Origin of the sequence: Pseudomonas sp. GM102 (assembly GCF_000282555.1) — a bacterium.
Lineage (GTDB): Bacteria > Pseudomonadota > Gammaproteobacteria > Pseudomonadales > Pseudomonadaceae > Aquipseudomonas.
This window is the reverse complement of the sequence record NZ_AKJB01000118.1, coordinates 44,061-60,716: the sequence shown is the minus strand read 5'-3', so window position 1 is coordinate 60,716 and position 16,656 is coordinate 44,061. Positions and strand designations below refer to the sequence as shown.

Sequence of the window (16,656 nt, the reverse complement as noted above, 5' to 3'; positions counted from 1 at the left end):
GAGCCTTCATAGCGACGCCCTGACCACCAACGGGCAATCAACCGGGTGGGCTCCCTCTACCTCAAGGGCTTCGATCAAGTGCCGGGCCGCATTGCGACCGATCTCGTAGTACGGCAATTGCACGGTGGTCAGCGGCGGGATGAACAGTTCAGCGATACCGATCATGTTGTCGTAGCCGAGCACCGCGACGTCGCCGGGAATTTTCAGGCCACGGCCCAACAACAGCTGATAAGCACAAAAGGCAATGCGGTCGTTGCCACAAATCAGAATGTCGAATTCCGGGCGACCTTCAATCATGTGCCGGTCGAGGATGGCTGCGGTTTCACCATAGGCGTCATGATCGGAAAGGTCGTATTGCAGGAGTGCCTCAGGCGCAAGGCCAAATGCCTGACAGGCACGCTGCAGGCCTTTTTGTCGCAAGCCCCAGGCTAGACTCTGTTTGGGCAGATTGATGCACAGAGGGCGCCGATAGCCCTGGCTCAACGCGTGATGTACGGCTCGATACTGCCCGGTTTCATCGTCTGGCACATAACTCACCAGGCGACTGTCATCCGCCAGGCAATTGGCGAGTACCAGAGGTTTGCTCTTCAAACGCTCGGGAATGCACACCTGGCGAAACCCCATGGCACTGAAGATCAACCCGTCGGGACGGTGCGACAACATCAGGTCGATGTTCTGATCGGTGGGCGGGTTGCTCAACAGGTTAAGGATGAACACATTCCAGCCCGCCTGCTGCGCGGTCTGTTCGATGGACAGCAGCAACTCGACCGCGAACGGTGTGGTCGCGGTGTCCAGCGCGAACACACCGATGGTGCGCGACTGGAGGTTGTCGCCGCGCATCTTGCGCGCCGACAGGCTCGGTACGAATTGCAGTTCATCAATGGCACGACGCACCCGCAGAAGGGTTTCGGGGCTCAGTTTTTCCGGGTTGTTGAGCGCGCGAGAAACCGTCATCAGGGACACGCCGGCCAGTTGTGCAACGTCTTTCACTGAAGTCATGCGAGGCGAGGCCGGTCAGGTTGACGCAGAATCATGACACAGGGTCCGGGCTTCTCGCGACTCGAATGACGCTGCTCATAGCCATCCCGAGGCCAGAGGCCATGCCTTGGGAATGCAGACACGCCCGCCACTTCCGCTGGCCAGCAGCTTCACGCCCAGGCTGTCGGGCCGCGGATAGAGGCGACTGCTGAAGCTGAAGTGTCCGTTTTCGTCGAACACCTCGATGGACGAGCGATCGAGGAACACCCGCAGTTCCAGTTGCCCTTGTGTCGGGTCTATCGCCACGCTGCGCTGGCCGGTGACTTGTGCACCCGAGCGACTGCGGTCAAGCACCAGGCGCTGCAGCGCAGCATCGTAGTAAAGCAGGGTTTCTTCATGACCATCATCACTGCAACGCAAGGCGATTCCGAGGTGGCCGTCGGTGCAGCCGAGCAGATCCAGACGCACGTGGATTTCGAGCATGTCGCCATTCACTTCCGGCTCCCACCGGGTTCCTGACTCGTCCCACCAGGACGTGCACGGCAATGGCGCCTGGCGCAGAGCGGTAAGCTCCCGTGCCGGATACACGCAAAGGCGCTCGGCGTGCAGTTCAAGTTCGCGTGGCAAACCGAGCATGCCGCACCAGTGATGGGCCTGACTCGGCATCGGGCTTTCCCACATGTCGAGCCATGCCCACACAAGACGTCGACCATCGGCGGCCAATAGCGTTTGCGCGGCATAGAAATCATGGCCGTTATCCAGCTCGATAAAAGGCCCGCCGGTGAAGTGCCATTCGCTGTCGAGTCGGCCCACTCGATAACCGGTCTGGTATTTATTGAGCCGTTCGTACCCCTGGGGTTGCATGCCTTGAGGGGAGTACAGCAGCACATCGCGCCCGTTCAGCCGGAACAGATCCGGGCATTCCCACATGTAGCCATCGCCCTCGCTGCCGCTAGACACATAGTCGAGGAACTCCCAGGTGTGCAGATCGGTGGAACGGTACAGCGGCAGCAGCGGTTTATCGCCCAGACGTGCGCCGGCAATCAGGTACCAATCGTCATCCTCCTGCCAGACCTTGGGGTCGCGAAAGTGCATGATCGTGTCTTCTGGCGCGGTCTCGATGACGGCGCCATGCTTGACGAACCGGATGCCGTCGGTACTGGTGGCCAGGCACTGGACTTGACGGATGTAGCGTTCGTCACCCACTTCCCCCAGCCAGGTGTGCCCGGTGTAGATCAGCGCCAGGGTATCGCCACACACCACCGCGCTACCGGAAAAACAACCGTCACGGTCGAAGTCATCGCCGGGCGCCAGCGCAATGGGCAGATGCTGCCAATGGACCAGATCGGCACTCTTGGCATGCCCCCAATACATCGGGCCCCATTTCGCTTCGAAAGGGTAGTGCTGATAGAAAACGTGGTATTCGCCACGAAAGTACACCACCCCGTTTGGGTCGTTCATCCAGCCCGCCGCAGGGGCAAGATGATAACCGGGTTGGTAATCGCGGATGACGCGAGACAGGCCATCATTCAGCGCATGCTGCGCAAGTTCAAGGGTAGCGGACATCGGATCGCTCATGGAATTCAAAGCCAAGGTCATAGGGCTGCTTCTCGTACCGAGTGCAGCAGGACGCCGTGCGGGTAGCGTTTCAAGGCTGTGCCGTCGGCGTCGAACAGGTGCAGGTTGCCGGGGTCCAGCTGCAACTCGACCTGATCGCCCACTCGCCATCCGGCGTTGACTTCACAACGACAGATCAGTGGTTCGTCCTGACCGGTATCGAGGTGCACATAGGTTTCGCTGCCCAGATACTCGACCCCGGTCACGACGACGCCGGCGGTTCCATCTGCTGCCTTGAGCGACACGTGTTCCGGGCGAATTCCCAGGCTCAGTTGAGCGTCCGCCGCCAGGTTCGAGCTGTCGAAGGGCAGGGAGCTCATCCCCAATACGGGGGTATGAACCAGGCTGGTTTTACCTGGCGCATGCAGGCGCGCCGCCAGAAAGTTCATTCTGGGCGAACCGAGGAAACCGGCGACAAAGCGACTGGCCGGGCGTTCATAGAGCTCGCGCGGTGAGCCGACCTGCTCGACGCGACCACCATTGAGCACGACAATTTTGTCGGCCAGGGTCATCGCTTCAACCTGATCGTGAGTGACGTAGATCATGGTCGAGCCCAGCCGATCATGCAGCCGGGCGATTTCGTTGCGCATCTGCACCCGCAACGAGGCATCCAGGTTTGAGAGCGGCTCATCGAACAACAGAATGTCCGGCTCCCGCGCCATGGCTCTGCCCATGGCCACACGCTGACGCTGCCCACCGGACAGTTCCTTTGGCTTGCGTTGCAGCAGTTTGTCCAACTGCAGGATTTGCGCGGTTTTCAGCACGCGCTCGCGCAGGCTGGTCTTTTCCGTCTTGGCCAGTTTGAGGCCAAAGCTGATGTTGTCGTAGACGCTCATGTGCGGGTACAGCGCATAAGACTGAAACACCATGCCGACGCCACGCTCGCGCGGCTCCAGGTCGTTGACCCGACGCCCGTCGATCAGCAGGTCGCCGCCGCAGATCGAATCCAGTCCGGCGATCAGTCGTAGCAGGGTCGACTTTCCGCAGCCCGAAGGGCCGACGAACACCACGAATTCACCCGCGGCGATTTCCAGGCTGACGTCGCGAAGAATCCGCGCGCCGCCCAATTGTTTGTTCACGTTGTCCAGTTTCAATTTGATCACGATGCTGTTCCTTGTCTTTGTTGGGCATCAACCCTTTAACGCGCCGGCAGTGAGACCGGAAACGATTCGGCGCTGGAAGATCAGCACCAGAATCACCAGTGGGACGGTGACCAGCACCGATGCGGCCATCAACAACCCCCAAGGCAACTCATGAGGGCTGCCGCCGGAAATCAAGGCGATGGCGACCGGCACCGTGCGTTGGGTGTCGGTGAGGGTGAAGGTCAGGGCAAACAGGAACTCGTTCCACGCGGCGATAAAGGCCAATAAGCCAGTGGTGACCAGTGCGGGCCAGAGCAGCGGCAACAGCACTCGGGTCAGCGTGACCCAGGGCGACGCGCCATCCATGATTGCCGCTTCTTCCAGTTCATGGGGCAGCTGCCCCATGAACGTGGTCAGCACCCAGACGGTGAAGGGCAGGGTGAAAATCGTGTAGCTCAGGATCAACGCCCAGGAGGTGTTGTACAGACCCAGGGCGCGGATCACTTCGAACAGCCCCGACAGCACCGCGACCTGGGGAAACATCGACACGCCAAGAACCATCATCAAGACCGTGCCACGCCCACGAAACTTCACCCGGCCCAAGGCATAGGCGGCGGTCAGGCTGAGGAACAGCGCCAGCGTGACCACGCACAGCGCGACCACCAGAGAGTTGCCGATAGCCCGCAGGAATGAGGCTTGATGGAGCACCGCCGCGTAATTGGAGAAGTCGGGGTTTTCGATCCAGTAGCTCACCTCGAACAAGGCGCTGGACAGCTTCAGCGACGTCACGATGGCGTAGTAGAAAGGGAAGACCGCATACAGCAGCAGAACCCCGATCAGGCACCAGAATCCGAGACGCAACAGCGATTTTTTCAGTAGGCGCAGGTTCATGACCGGACCTCCAGTTGACGGCGTCCGAGGTAGAGATAAAGCATGGCGATGACCGCAACCACCAGAAACAACAGCGTCGAGGCCGCGCTGCCGTAACCGACGTCCTGGAACTCCACCAGGTGCTGGCGGGCATACACCGACATACTCATGGTGCTCGATGAGTTCGAGGTCAGCACATAGATGACGTCGAATACCCGCAGCGAGTCGAGGATGCGGAAGATCGCCGCCACCAGCAGTGCGGGCATCAGCAGAGGCAGCGTGACACGCCAGAACACCTTCAGCGGATGAATGCCATCGACCCTGGCGGCTTCGTAGCAATCACTCGGCAACATCTGCAAGGCCGCCAGCATCAGCAGCGTGACAAAAGGCACGGTCTTCCAGACGTCGACGATGATCACTGCCCACATCGACAGATCCGCATCCGCCGTCCAGGCCAAGGGTGCGTCAATCAGGCCGAGGCTCAGCATCAGGTGATTGATGATGCCGAACTGGTCGTTAAGCATCCATGACCAGATCTTCGCCGAGACAATGGTCGGAATCGCCCACGGAATCAGAATCAACGCACGCACCAGCGAGCGGCCGGTGAACTTGATGTTCAGCAACAACGCCACCAGCAGTCCCAGTACGACTTCCAGTCCCACCGACACCACGGTGAAGTGCAAGGTGTTGCGCACCGCGTTCCACCATTGTGGATCGACCAGGATGCCCGACCAGGTGGAACCGTTGTGGAACAGATAATTGCTCAAGCCTATGAAGGTTCCGCCGCCGGTGTCCGCCAGGTTGGCGTCGGTCAGGCTGAACCAGAATGTGCGCAGTAGCGGCCAGGCTGCCACCAGGGCCAGACACAGCAACATCGGCGTCAGAAACAGCCAGGCAGCGCGTACTCGGCGACGTTGTACGGGCGTTTCCCTGGTGAGCAGGAGCTCGTCACAGGGGGCATGGGTAGAAGAGACAGACATGGTGATTTCCTTCCTTGTGGCTTACCAGTTCCGGCGTTTGATGCGCGTGAGTTCGCTTTCCAGTTCGGCCAGCGCCTGATCGACAGGCAACTCGCCCGCGAGCACGCCATGCACTCGATCGAAGAACGCATTGGAGACCCGTGGATAACGATCGGCAGTGATGGAGGCGGGGCGCATCACCCCATCGTTGAGAATGCTGTGCAACTGAGCGTAATAAGGCATGGCCGCGAGCAATTCGGGGTCTTGATACAGCGACTCGATAACCGGGTTATAGGCGCCTATCAGGGCACGGTGTTTTTGCTCTTGGGCACTGGTCAGATAGCTCACCAGCTCGGCGGCAAGTTTTGGATGGGCGCTGTAACGCGATACCGCCAGACCCCAGCCACCGAGGGTGGATGCATGGCTGCCGGCCTCGCCGCCGCGGGGCAGGGGAGCAACCCCGACCTTGTCTTTTACGGCACTGTCCTGGCTTTGGACCAGGGCCCAGACATACGGCCAGTTACGCATGAACAGCGCATTGCCCGACTGGAACACGCCACGGCCTTCCTCCTCGGTGTAATTGAGTACGCCACGCGGGGAGATGTCGCCGACCCAGCTTTTGGCCAGGGTCAACGCTGTTCTTGAAGCCTGACTGTTGACCACGATGTCGCCTCGTGAATTGACCAGTCCACCTTGCGGTTGGCTGCTGATCCACTCCAGCGCATTGCACGTCAGGCCCTCGTAGGCGCGCCCTTGAAAAATGTAACCCCACGCATTGGGATTCCCGGCAGTGCGCTCGGCCTGTTGAATATTCCTGGCAGTAGCGGTCATTTCCTCCCAGGTCTGGGGAACCTGCTGGTTGTACTTCTCGAGCAAGTCCTTGCGGTAATACAGCAGGCCCGAGTCGGTGAACCACGGCATCGTCACCAGCCGCCCGTTCACCGTGGCGTTATCCACCTGTGCCTGGAAGTAGCCTTGGGTCGCGTTGGCGGGAAGCACCTCGCGAAGATCCATCAGATGTTTGGCGAGCATCCCCGGCCACACCATATCGATTTGAATGATGTCGATGTCGGCGGACTGCGCACTGAGGATCTGTTGGTAGAACGACAATCGCTCGGTCGCCGAGTTAGGCGTGGACACCACCTCGACGTTGTTGCCGGTCTGTTTCGACCAGGCCTCGACAGCCTCTTTGCAGAGTTGTAACTCCGCACCTACCGCCCCACACGAGATCGTCAAATCAGCTGCGCTCGAGAGGGATGGAAGCCCGGCGCAGAGGGTAAGCAGTGCTGCTGGAAGAAGAGATTTGAGGTGTTTCATAAAGCCCTCTTTATTTTTGTTTTTAGAAAAGTTAACGTTAACATCGCCAAATGTAGCAGCGTATTTGCGATGAGGCATCCTTTTTTTCGTGGATTTTGACAATTAACAATTCATGAAAAAAAGGCCGGTCGCAGGACAGAAAAATAAAAACAAAACAGGAAATCCCCCATGCAGAAAGCATCAAGCTGGCTACTCGCAGGCGTACTCGGCACCTCGGCGGCCACCTCTCAGGCCGCGACCCTGGAACAACGAATGGCCGCGTTTGAAGCGCGTGCCGCCGCTGCGGAAAAACGCGCCGCCGCAGCCGAGCAGCAAACCCAGGCACTCGCCAGGGAATTGCAGCAGATCAAACTGGCGACTCCCGCCTTGCAGCCGGCGGCATCTACTGCAGCCGCCACTGCGGCGCCCACTTTGGACACTCGACTGGCAAAACTCGAAGCCCGTCAGCAAAGCATGGAAAAGCAGGGCAGCAGTGGACACCTGACTGACGGTTTCAGCTTCAAGGGCTACGCCCGCTCCGGATTGCTGATCAACGATGGGCTGGGTGGTGGTCGTGGCGGCCCTTATACAACCCCGGCCGGTTCAGTTGGTGGTGCCGTCGGGCGACTCGGTAACGAAGACGACACCTACATGCGCATAGACCTGTCGAAAGAACTCTATGCGCAGAACGGCACCCGATCCAAATTCACCGTGTCCATCGCCGACGGTGTGGAAAGTTCCAATGACTGGACCGCCGACGAGAGCAACCTGAACGTGCGTCAGGTATTTACCGAACTCGATCATCTCGCCGCCTTCAAGGGCAATTCAGTGTTCGAAAACTCCACCCTGTGGGCAGGCAAGCGATTTGACAGGGACAATTTCGATATCCACTGGCTGGATTCGGACGTGGTCTTTCTGGCCGGCACCGGGGGTGGTATCTACGATGTGCAGATGAACAAGGATTGGCGCTCGAATTACTCCTTGATCGGACGCAACTACGGGGATTTCAGTGAGGGCGGTGTCAATGCCGATGTGGAAAGCTACATCCTGACCTCCAACCAGTTCTTCGATAATGGTCAGTGGCAGTGGATGTTCAATGGCATTGGCTCAAAGAAAAACGACTTTGGCACTCGCACCAATGAAGCGGGCCTGACGCCTGCGGATTCCGGTTTGCACAGCATGGTCGCGAATCATCAGAAAAACTTTTTCGGCAGGGAAGGCTTCTTCAAAACGGCGCTGCTCTACGGGCAAGGTCTGGGGGCAGAGGTCAAGAACATCGGTTCGGATGGCGAGCTGATCGACGACGCCCGGGCGCTGCGCCTGGCGCTTTATGGCGAGACCCCCATTGCACCCGGCTGGCGCATCGGCCCCAGCTTGTTGGCCGAACAAAGCAAGGACAGGTACGTCAAGGGTGACGATTACCGCTGGATGACCCTGAACGTGCGATTGGCCAATGAAATCAACAGCAATTTCGAGATGGCCTACGAAATGAGCTGGCAAACCATGGACCTCGACCCCAAGGGCTACATGCAACGTAATGCGGTCGACGGTAACTTCTGGAAATTCACCATCGCCCCAACCTTCAAACCCGACGTTGGAGACTTGCTCACACGCCCCGAATTGCGAGTATTCGCAAGCCTCATGAACTGGTCTTCGGACCTGGACAGATACAGTTCCACAGACAACTTCGGCAAGTCGGACTTCAATGCCGGCGGTGTATGGCAGTACGGCATACAGATGGAAACCTGGTTTTAATGTGAGAGCGGGCTTGCTCGCGAAAGCGGTGTGTCAGTCAACATCAAAGCTGAATGACACACCGAATTCGCGAGCAAGCCCGCTCCCACAGGGTTTGCGTCAGGCAGCTCCTACACGTCCATCCTTACCTGGACTTCAACACCTTCGGATTGGAATTACCCCAGATCGTATAGAGGTCGGCCAACAACGCGCCGTTGATGGTCTCGAGCTCAGTCTGGGTAATTTCTTCATCACCCTGTTTGCCATACAGAACCACTTCATCCCCCGCCTGCACGCCCTTGATCCCACTGACGTCAACCATCAGCGTATTCATGGTGACCTTGCCGATCACCGGTGCACGCTGGCCGTGAATCAGCACTGAGGCTTTGTTGGAGAATGCCCTTCGATAGCCGTCGGAGTAGCCAGCCGGGATGTTGGCGATCAGCGAGTCTTTGCTCAGGGTAAAGGTGCGGTCGTAGCTGATGGTGCTGCCCGCCGGGTAAGCGTTGACCGCCGCGACCCGCGACTTGAACTGCATCACCCGTTGAAACTCGTTATGCCCGCCCACTGGATAACCATAAAGCGCAGCACCCGGGCGAACCATGTCCAGCCAGCCTTCCGGCACTTCAAGGGTCGTGAAGGTATTGGCGCAGTGCAGGGTGATCAGGCTGCGGTCCAGTTTGGCGTGCTCGATCAGCCAGACGGACTGCTCCTTGAATGTGGCCAGCCCCCGGAGAACATCCTCGCGTTCCTCGACCGGAAAGTGAGTCATGATCCCGACGATATCCAGGTGATCCAGCCGCGTCACATCCACTGCCTGTTGTTGCCCCTGCGCGGTACTCATTTCCAGGCCATTGCGGCTCATGCCCGCCGAATTCAGCGCCAGGTGAACGGGCAGCTTCACGCCCTTGCGGGTGGCCAGTTCGTTGAGTTGACGTGCAACCTCCAGGTTACCGACCAGTTCCTCAATGTTGTAGCGCAGTGCACTCTCGACTTCATCAACGGTAGCGCTGCGCAAACGCATCAGGCGGCCCTTGAAGCCTTTTGCCCGTGCAACACGTGCCTCCTCGTTGCTCGCCACGCCGATGCAGGTGATGCCCATCCTGATGGCGGAGGGGATCAGTAAACCAATGCCGCTTCCATAAGCGTCGGCTTTCATCACGGCGCACATCTGGCTTTTACCCGCCAGCCGTTGCTGGAGCTTGGCGATGTTTCCTTCGAAGGCGGCCTGATCAATCTCAAGCCAAGTGTTGGCCTGGCCTGATTGATTGTCGGCGCGAGGATGTTCGGGTGTGGGATCGAGTAAAGGGGCGGCATCGACCACAGGCATCATTGCCGAGAAAGCCAGTGCGAGTGTCAGCGTGCTGAGCATAAAACGTGGCATATCGAGTCTTCCATACTGGATGAGGAAAGGCCCCATGCACACATGGATCTGGCATCAGTCAGTTCCCTGTGGCATCGAGCGAACAGCCATGGGATTTTTCAGCAAAGCCCTCGTTTGTTTATGTGGAGTGACAGGCCTGACACAGCGGATGACGCTGTTAAACGGGACCAGACAACCGAGAATCCATCGGCACACTGGCAAGCACGGAATCGGCTGCCGAGGTGAAACTTTCAGCATTCTGAGTCGAGCGGCAATGGGATAACAGCCGAGTCGGCCGCTTGAGTGGAGGGAGAATAACCGCACTCACTTCCCATTCTGGAAAGGCTCCCATGCAAACGACTAATACGATGTTGATTCAGCCTTCGCGGTTCTCCGACCTGCAAAAGCCGCAGGAGGAGGCGGTCGATCGTGGAGATTTCGATCGTGTCATGGTCCCCAACTACGCACCTGCGCCGTTTATCCCGGTCCGCGGAGAAGGATCGCGGCTCTGGGACCAGAGTGGTCGTGAGCTGATCGATTTCGCTGGCGGGATCGCCGTTAATGTGCTCGGCCATGCTCACCCCAAACTGGTCAGTGTGTTGACGGAGCAAGCGAACAAGCTCTGGCACATCTCCAACGTATTCACCAACGAGCCCACATTGCGTCTGGCGCGCAAGCTGGTGGATGCAACCTTCGCCGACCGCGCGTTCTTCTGCAACTCGGGTGCCGAGGCGAATGAAGCGGCGTTCAAGCTCGCGCGACGGGTGGCCCATGACCGTTACGGCGAGGAAAAATTTGAAATCATCGCCGCGGTGAACAGCTTCCATGGTCGAACACTGTTTACCGTGTGTGTGGGCGGCCAACCCAAATACTCCGACGGCTTCGGCCCGAGAGTTGAAGGGATCAGCCATGTACCGTTCAATGATCTGGCGGCATTGCAGAACGCAATCTCGGATAGAACCTGCGCGGTCGTCCTTGAGCCGATACAGGGCGAGGGCGGTGTGCTCCCGGCTGAACGTGCTTACCTGGAAGGTGCCCGCACGCTCTGCGATCAATTCAATGCGCTGTTGATCTTTGACGAAGTGCAGACAGGCATGGGGCGCAGTGGAGAACTGTTCGCTTACCAGCATTACGGCGTTGAACCGGATATTCTGACCAGTGCCAAGAGCCTGGGGGGCGGGTTTCCGATTGGCGCGATGCTGACTCGCGAAGCGCTGGCTCAACATTTGGTGCCGGGCACCCATGGGACGACCTATGGTGGCAACCCTCTGGGTTGCGCGGTGGCCGAAGCGGTGTTTGACCTGGTGAACGATCAGGCCCTGCTCGATGGCGTCAAACAACGCGCAGAGCAGTTCAAGTCTCGCCTCGCGCAAATGGCCGGGCAATATGGCGTGTACAACGAGATTCGTGGGTTGGGGCTGCTCATCGGTTGCGTGCTCAGTGACGGCTGGCGCGGGCGAGCAAAGGAAATACTGAATGCGGCCGCCGGGCAGGGGCTGATCTTGTTGCAAGCCGGTCCCGATGTTCTGCGCTTTGCCCCCAGCTTGATTGTGACCGAGGCGGACATCGTCGAAGGGCTGTCCCGGTTCGAGCGCACGCTTGAGCTGCTGACCCGGACTGCAAATCAGCCATGAATATTCACCTTAAGTTCAGCCACAAAATCCTGCTGGCCGTCTCGCTGATTGTCGTCGCCGCGTTCGCGTTGTTCACCGCCTACAACGACTATCTGCAGCGCAGCGCGATTCGTAAGGACCTGGAGAGTTATCTTCATGAAATGGGCGATGTCACCGCGAGCAATATCGCCAACTGGCTGAACGGCAGAGTGTTGTTGATGGAGACCCTTTCACAGTCGGTGGCGATCAACCCGACCCCGGAGAACATCGCGCTTTTGCTGAAGCAGCAAGTCCTGGCGTCGACGTTTATCGCCACCTATGTAGGGGATAAAGAGGGTAAGTTCATGACTTTTCCGGATGCCAAGATGCCGGAAGGTTACGACCCGCGTGCGCGCCCCTGGTACAAGGATGCCGTCAAGAGCAATGGCCCGACCATCACCGAGCCGTACCTTGACGCCACGACCGGTAACCTGGTGATCACCGTCGTCGACGCCGTCAGCAAGGCCGGGCAGACCCTGGGTGTCGCTGGCGGTGATCTGGGCCTGCAGGCCATTGCCGACAGTATCAATGCGCTGGACTTCAACGGGATGGGGTATGCCTTTCTGGTCAGCAGCGAGGGCAAGATTCTGGTTCACCCGGACAAAGCGCTGGTGATGAAGACGCTCGCCGATGTCTATCCGCAAGATACCCCGCGCATCAGCAGCGATATCAGTGAAGTGCGGGTTGATGGCAACACCCGCATCGTTACCTTTGCACCAATCAAAGGCTTGCCCTCACTGAATTGGTCTATCGGTTTGTCCGTGGACAAGGACAAGGCGTTTTTGATGCTCAGTGAGTTCCGTGCTTCAGCACTGGTCGCCACCTTTATCGCTGTGCTGATTATCATCGCGCTACTCGGCCTGCTGATTCGCCTCCTGATGCAGCCGTTGCGGGTAATGACCGGGGCGATGCAGGATATCGCCGAGGGTGAAGGCGATCTCACCAAGCGCCTGACCATCCAGACCCAGGATGAATTCGGCATCCTCGGTATGGCGTTCAACCGCTTCGTCGAACGGGTTCATGGTTCGATCCGCGAGGTCTCCTCGGCCACCGAGCAGGTCAACGAAGTCGCCCTGCGGGTGGTCAGTGCTTCCAATTCGTCAATGCTCAACTGCGATGAACAATCCAGCCGGACGAGAAGCGTGGCGGCCGCCATCAATCAGCTTGGCGCCGCCGCGCAGGAAATTGCCCGCAACGCAGCGCAAGCGTCGCATCAGGCCAGCGATGCCCGGGGGCTGGCTGAAGACGGTCAGCAGGTGGTCGATAGAACTATTCAGGCGATGAACACGTTGTCCGACATGCTCAGCACCTCCAGCGTCAATATCGAAACCCTCAATAGCAAGACAGTGAATATCGGGCAGATTCTCGAGGTGATCAGCAGCATCTCCCAGCAGACCAATCTGCTGGCGCTCAACGCCGCCATCGAAGCTGCCCGCGCCGGCGAGGCCGGGCGCGGTTTTGCCGTGGTCGCCGATGAAGTCCGTAACCTGGCCCATCGCACCCAGGAATCGGCACAACAGGTGCAGACCATGATTGAGGAGCTGCAAGTCGGCGCCCGCGAGTCGGTCAGTACCATGGGTCAGAGCCAGCGCCACAGCCTGGAAAGCGTGGAGGTCGCCAACCTGGCCGGCGAGCGCTTGAATAGCGTGACACTGCGCATCGGTGAGATCGATGGCATGAACCAATCGGTCGCCACCGCTACGGAACAACAGACCGCTGTGGTCGAGTCGATCAATGCCGACATCAGGGAGATCAACACCCTTAACCGGGACGGCGTGGAAAACCTCCATTCGACCTTGCGGGCCTGCTCCGATCTGGAGCAGCAGGCGGCTCGTTTGAAGCAATTGGTGGGCAGTTTTCGGATCTGACCGGATGCTGATGTCAAGTGCAATCCATGTGGGAGCGAGCCTGCTCGCGATAGCGGTCTGGCAGTCACCGGGATGTTGAAGGTGCCGGCCTCATCGCGAGCAGGCTCGCTCCCACATTTATTCGGTGTTGTGCGCGAGCGTTGTGACCGGCTTGGGTTAATTGACGAATCTCCCTCCTTGTAGCAGCTGTCGAGCACCGCGAGGCAGCGTTCGGCTGCGCAGCAGTCGTAAAACCAGACATTGGTGCGCATCAGGCAGACCGCATTAGCCGGATTCACGACGGCTGCGCCGCCGGACGCTGCCTCGCGGTGCTCGACAGCTGCTACGCAGGGGCGTGCTTTTCAGAGCTGCACCCGTCGCAGTCTGCCGCTCAACGGGACGACGTTGTTGTCTGGCGTGGGCAGTGGCCGGCCGGTTAATCCCATGCCTTCGCTCACCAGTACCGCATCCTGCAACAGGCACAGGTTGGAAGGGGTATCCAGGCCGCGAGCGAGCACGGCGACCTGGGCTGTTTGCAGGTTGCAACTCAGCAGTCGACCGGTGAAGCGGGTAAAGCCGCCATGGAGCGGTTCGCCGTTCCAGTCAGACGGCAAGGGTTGCTGCAGGCGGTTGCAGAGTTCCAGGACCAGCACGTTGCCCTTCGGACACAGCGCCAGTCCGGTGGGCAATTGCAGGCCGCGAATCAGGATCTCGATTTGCCCGCTGGCCGGCCAGGCCCGAATCACTTGGCCTGCCTTGTCGGCAAAGTCGATGCCTTTGCGCGTCGGGTCGCCTTGTAGTTCTCCGGAGAACAGGCTGATCAGTACGGCGTCTGTCGCCGGTTCGTACACCAGGGTCACGGGAACGGCTTCCTGGCCCTGGTCCAGTTCGGGTAGCTGAACCAGCACGCGTTCGTCCTGGCCGCTGGTGAACTCCACCAACTGATTGGTATCGGGTTTGACCGCCAGCCAGCTGTGGCGAGTGGGGTGGTAACACAGCGCATTCAGATTGCCACGGCTGTGAAACACCGGCTCGGGCGGGGTGTATTGCAGGTCCAGCAGTTTGGAGCCCTCGACGTAATCGGTCTGGCTGACCAGGCAGCGCCCGTCACCGCAGGCGATGTCCGACAGCCCCATGATTTCATCGCGCAGCATGCGGGCCTGCATGTTCATGGCGCGGAAACCTTGCGCCAGTGTTTCGCGGGGCAGGTAGGCGCCGGGTCTGTGCGGATCCGGCCGCAGTCGGCTGATACGGCCGCTGAAGGGCTGGTCCGGCAACCCCGAACCGGCTTCGGTCAGCAGCAGGCTGCCATCGCTTTGCAGACAGACGCCGCGAGGGTTCAGCAGGCCCTCGGCGATGATCGTGCTTGGGCGCAACGTTTCAGTCGGTTGCGCCGGGATATGAACGGGAACGGGCATAGGGTCTCTCTCCATGGACAAGGGGCACGACTACTGCGGCGGTTGCCACGGTTCACCGGTGAGAAAGGCTCGAAGCAGCGCCCGCTGGCAAGGCGACATCGAGCGCACCACGGGCATGAACAGCGTGGTGCCTTTGTAGGCGTCCGAGGTTCGGGCGAGGATGGGGTTCTTGGCGGCCATGATCGCGTCGCGCTGATTGAGCGGGATGTAGCGCGACATGGCGGGGAAGGCCAGGTAGTGAAAACGCAGGACGTTCGGATACATCAGCTCCCAGGTAATGGTGGTGCCCGCGGGGATGCCGAAGTCGGTCTGTGCGTATTTGCGAAAGCTGGTGAAGTAGCCACTGCTAGGAAGGCCATTGGCCGTGCAGGTCAGGGCGACAAAACCGGCCTGGGCGGCACTGCCCGGTTTGACGGTGACGGGGAAACTGACGGCGAGCTGGCCGGCGTCCACGGTCAGCGAGGCAGGGAAGTCGAGGAAGTCCCAGTATTGCGGTTCATCGTACACAGCAGGAGCCGCTGCCTGCAGGTCGATTTCGGTGGTGCTTTGGACCGGACCGCCCAGATACCTGACCTGCAGGGTGAGCGACAGGCCATTCGGATAGTCTTCCAGATAAACGTTGCGCTGGTCGGCATACACCCGATAGGTCGATTCGGTGGCTTGCAACGTGGTCCCGGCGACTTTGCCAGGCGCGTTGATCGCCAGGGCGGTGGTCTGTACCGCCTGCAGTTGGTTGGAGGTCAGCGGCAGGTCGACGATGCCGCCATACACGTAGTAGTCGAATAAAAAGCGGTTGGTCGGCTCCAGGGTGGCCAGTGTGGTGGTGCCTGCGGTGATGGTGACGAGGCCGTAGTTCGCGTTGGGCCCGATAGGGCTGGTGATGTCGTCCCTGACAGCCCTGAAGGTTTCCTTCGGAATGACGTTCACCATGTCGATGCTCAGGTAACCGTTGTTGCCCAGGTCGGCATAGCCGGCATTCCCCGTGCTCTGATTGACCAGTTGCCGGCCCGGCTGGCAGTTCAGCGGCTCATCGGCGAAGGCCGGGGCCAGCGTTCCGATGACCCGGCCGATGCTCGGGTTGGGGGTGTATCGACCGGCGGCATAATCGGCATCCAGTTGTTCAGTGGTCATCGTGGGGCACATTTCGAACATGACGAAGCGCAGTACGATGCCTGTCGCCCCAGGTGCCTGGATGATCGACCGCAGGCCAGCGCTGTTCTGGTTCCAACTGACGACGCTGCTCAGGGGAAAGGTCAGTTGAAACGTGCCGCTGGCGTGGAAGGAGCCCGGCGCGTCCATTTTCGCGGGCAACAGCACACGCCCCGCGACGTCGAAACTGCTGCACACGGTATTGCTGCGAATCAGCAATTGGATGTCGCTGTTACCGCCGATTTGCAGACCGCCGACGAAGATCTGGGTGGTCGTTGAGGAGGTGGGGTCCAGGTCCACCATCATCGGGCCGGACACAGGCCCTTGTCCGGTCACCGGGTCCACCGAGCCGAGCAGATAGACCGGCTGGCCCACCATGTCGCCGGTGGTGCTGATGCCGCCTGGATTACCCTGGGAACTGATCAGGGCGTTCTGCATGTCGACCACATGCTGCCCGTAGTGATTCCAGCCGCCAGCGGTGTAGTAGTCGCCGTCAGGCGCGTTGATCATGTTGTTCAACTGATCGTCGGTGTAAGACTGGGCACCCGGCGCCAGGGTCGAGGTGGTCAGGTCGAAGAGCGGCCATTCATCATTGCCGTCGTAGGGAATGGTAGGGGAATTGTTCGGCAGGCTGACGTCCGTGCGGATGCCGCCCCAGAAATTCAGTCGTGGTCCGTTCAGGATGCTCATG

12 protein-coding genes and 1 pseudogene are annotated in these 16,656 nt (G+C 59.6%); 4 read left to right on the top strand and 9 right to left on the bottom strand.

Going from position 1 to position 16,656, the window contains the following annotated elements; all coding sequences use genetic code 11:
* Nucleotides 1-6: 6 nt before the first annotated feature.
* The 6 genes from PMI18_RS03975 to PMI18_RS04000 all read right to left on the bottom strand — a co-directional run bounded on the left by PMI18_RS03975 (nucleotide 7) and on the right by PMI18_RS04000 (nucleotide 6,823).
* The gene (locus tag PMI18_RS03975; RefSeq protein WP_007906209.1) at nucleotides 7-999 is read right to left on the bottom strand and encodes a LacI family DNA-binding transcriptional regulator; all 993 of its coding nucleotides are present in this window, start codon (nucleotides 997-999) and stop codon (nucleotides 7-9) included.
* A gap of 75 nt (nucleotides 1,000-1,074) precedes the next feature.
* Nucleotides 1,075-2,577 carry a glycoside hydrolase family 32 protein gene (locus PMI18_RS03980; protein ID WP_007906208.1) on the bottom strand — a complete coding sequence of 501 codons (1,503 nt, stop codon included), beginning with the start codon at nucleotides 2,575-2,577 and terminating at the stop codon, nucleotides 1,075-1,077.
* The gene (locus PMI18_RS03985) at nucleotides 2,574-3,698 is read right to left on the bottom strand and encodes an ABC transporter ATP-binding protein (RefSeq protein ID WP_007906207.1); all 1,125 of its coding nucleotides are present in this window, start codon (nucleotides 3,696-3,698) and stop codon (nucleotides 2,574-2,576) included. The genes PMI18_RS03980 and PMI18_RS03985 overlap by 4 nt, the downstream gene beginning before the upstream one ends.
* A 27-nt stretch (nucleotides 3,699-3,725) precedes the next feature.
* Nucleotides 3,726-4,568, bottom strand: a complete 843-nt coding sequence (locus PMI18_RS03990; protein ID WP_007906206.1) for a carbohydrate ABC transporter permease — start codon at nucleotides 4,566-4,568, stop codon at nucleotides 3,726-3,728.
* The gene (locus PMI18_RS03995; RefSeq protein WP_007906205.1) at nucleotides 4,565-5,527 is read right to left on the bottom strand and encodes a carbohydrate ABC transporter permease; all 963 of its coding nucleotides are present in this window, start codon (nucleotides 5,525-5,527) and stop codon (nucleotides 4,565-4,567) included. Before PMI18_RS03995 ends, PMI18_RS03990 begins: the two co-directional genes overlap by 4 nt.
* Nucleotides 5,528-5,548: 21 nt before the next feature.
* A complete protein-coding gene (locus PMI18_RS04000) occupies nucleotides 5,549-6,823 on the bottom strand; it encodes an ABC transporter substrate-binding protein (protein ID WP_007906204.1) in 1,275 nt (424 codons plus the stop codon).
* 168 nt (nucleotides 6,824-6,991) lie between these two features.
* On the opposite strand from PMI18_RS04000, the gene PMI18_RS04005 reads away from it, so the two are divergent.
* On the top strand, nucleotides 6,992-8,557 hold the full coding sequence (locus PMI18_RS04005; protein ID WP_007906203.1) for a carbohydrate porin: 1,566 nt from the start codon (nucleotides 6,992-6,994) through the stop codon (nucleotides 8,555-8,557).
* Nucleotides 8,558-8,681: 124 nt separating this feature from the next.
* Here the strand turns inward: PMI18_RS04005 and alr are convergent, their stop codons facing one another.
* Nucleotides 8,682-9,920 carry an alanine racemase gene (gene alr, locus PMI18_RS04010; protein ID WP_007906202.1) on the bottom strand — a complete coding sequence of 413 codons (1,239 nt, stop codon included), beginning with the start codon at nucleotides 9,918-9,920 and terminating at the stop codon, nucleotides 8,682-8,684.
* Nucleotides 9,921-10,267: 347 nt separating this feature from the next.
* Between alr and PMI18_RS04015 the strand changes: the two genes are divergently transcribed.
* From PMI18_RS04015 to PMI18_RS32015, 3 genes and pseudogenes are all read left to right on the top strand, one after another.
* Nucleotides 10,268-11,533 (top strand): aspartate aminotransferase family protein, encoded by a 1,266-nt coding sequence (locus PMI18_RS04015; RefSeq protein WP_050548159.1) that lies wholly within the window; start codon nucleotides 10,268-10,270, stop codon nucleotides 11,531-11,533.
* Nucleotides 11,530-12,561, top strand: a pseudogene (locus tag PMI18_RS32020) (HAMP domain-containing protein); the annotation flags it as partial. The gene PMI18_RS04015 and the pseudogene PMI18_RS32020, both read left to right, overlap by 4 nt.
* Entirely contained in the window at nucleotides 12,541-13,419 is an 879-nt protein-coding gene (locus PMI18_RS32015; RefSeq protein WP_443200880.1) for a methyl-accepting chemotaxis protein, read from the top strand. The pseudogene PMI18_RS32020 and the gene PMI18_RS32015, both read left to right, overlap by 21 nt.
* A gap of 341 nt (nucleotides 13,420-13,760) precedes the next feature.
* Here the strand turns inward: PMI18_RS32015 and PMI18_RS04025 are convergent, their stop codons facing one another.
* Nucleotides 13,761-14,816, bottom strand: a complete 1,056-nt coding sequence (locus tag PMI18_RS04025; protein ID WP_007906192.1) for a hypothetical protein — start codon at nucleotides 14,814-14,816, stop codon at nucleotides 13,761-13,763.
* A gap of 30 nt (nucleotides 14,817-14,846) precedes the next feature.
* Nucleotides 14,847-16,655, bottom strand: a complete 1,809-nt coding sequence (locus PMI18_RS04030) for a hypothetical protein (protein WP_007906190.1) — start codon at nucleotides 16,653-16,655, stop codon at nucleotides 14,847-14,849.
* Between the last annotated feature and the right edge of the window lies 1 nt (nucleotide 16,656).

Bases quoted from the DNA above. Each gene is read 5' to 3' on its own strand.
- PMI18_RS03975 (WP_007906209.1), bottom strand. From the start codon at position 999: ATGACTTCAGTGAAAGACGTTGCACAACTGGCCGGCGTGTCCCTGATG.
- PMI18_RS03980 (WP_007906208.1), bottom strand. From the start codon at position 2,577: ATGACCTTGGCTTTGAATTCCATGAGCGATCCGATGTCCGCTACCCTT.
- PMI18_RS03990 (WP_007906206.1), bottom strand. From the start codon at position 4,568: ATGAACCTGCGCCTACTGAAAAAATCGCTGTTGCGTCTCGGATTCTGG.
- PMI18_RS03995 (WP_007906205.1), bottom strand. From the start codon at position 5,527: ATGTCTGTCTCTTCTACCCATGCCCCCTGTGACGAGCTCCTGCTCACC.
- PMI18_RS04000 (WP_007906204.1), bottom strand. From the start codon at position 6,823: ATGAAACACCTCAAATCTCTTCTTCCAGCAGCACTGCTTACCCTCTGC.
- PMI18_RS04005 (WP_007906203.1), top strand. From the start codon at position 6,992: ATGCAGAAAGCATCAAGCTGGCTACTCGCAGGCGTACTCGGCACCTCG.
- alr (WP_007906202.1), bottom strand. From the start codon at position 9,920: ATGCCACGTTTTATGCTCAGCACGCTGACACTCGCACTGGCTTTCTCG.
- PMI18_RS04015 (WP_050548159.1), top strand. From the start codon at position 10,268: ATGTTGATTCAGCCTTCGCGGTTCTCCGACCTGCAAAAGCCGCAGGAG.
- PMI18_RS32015 (WP_443200880.1), top strand. From the start codon at position 12,541: ATGGCGTTCAACCGCTTCGTCGAACGGGTTCATGGTTCGATCCGCGAG.
- PMI18_RS04025 (WP_007906192.1), bottom strand. From the start codon at position 14,816: ATGCCCGTTCCCGTTCATATCCCGGCGCAACCGACTGAAACGTTGCGC.
- PMI18_RS04030 (WP_007906190.1), bottom strand. From the start codon at position 16,655: ATGAGCATCCTGAACGGACCACGACTGAATTTCTGGGGCGGCATCCGC.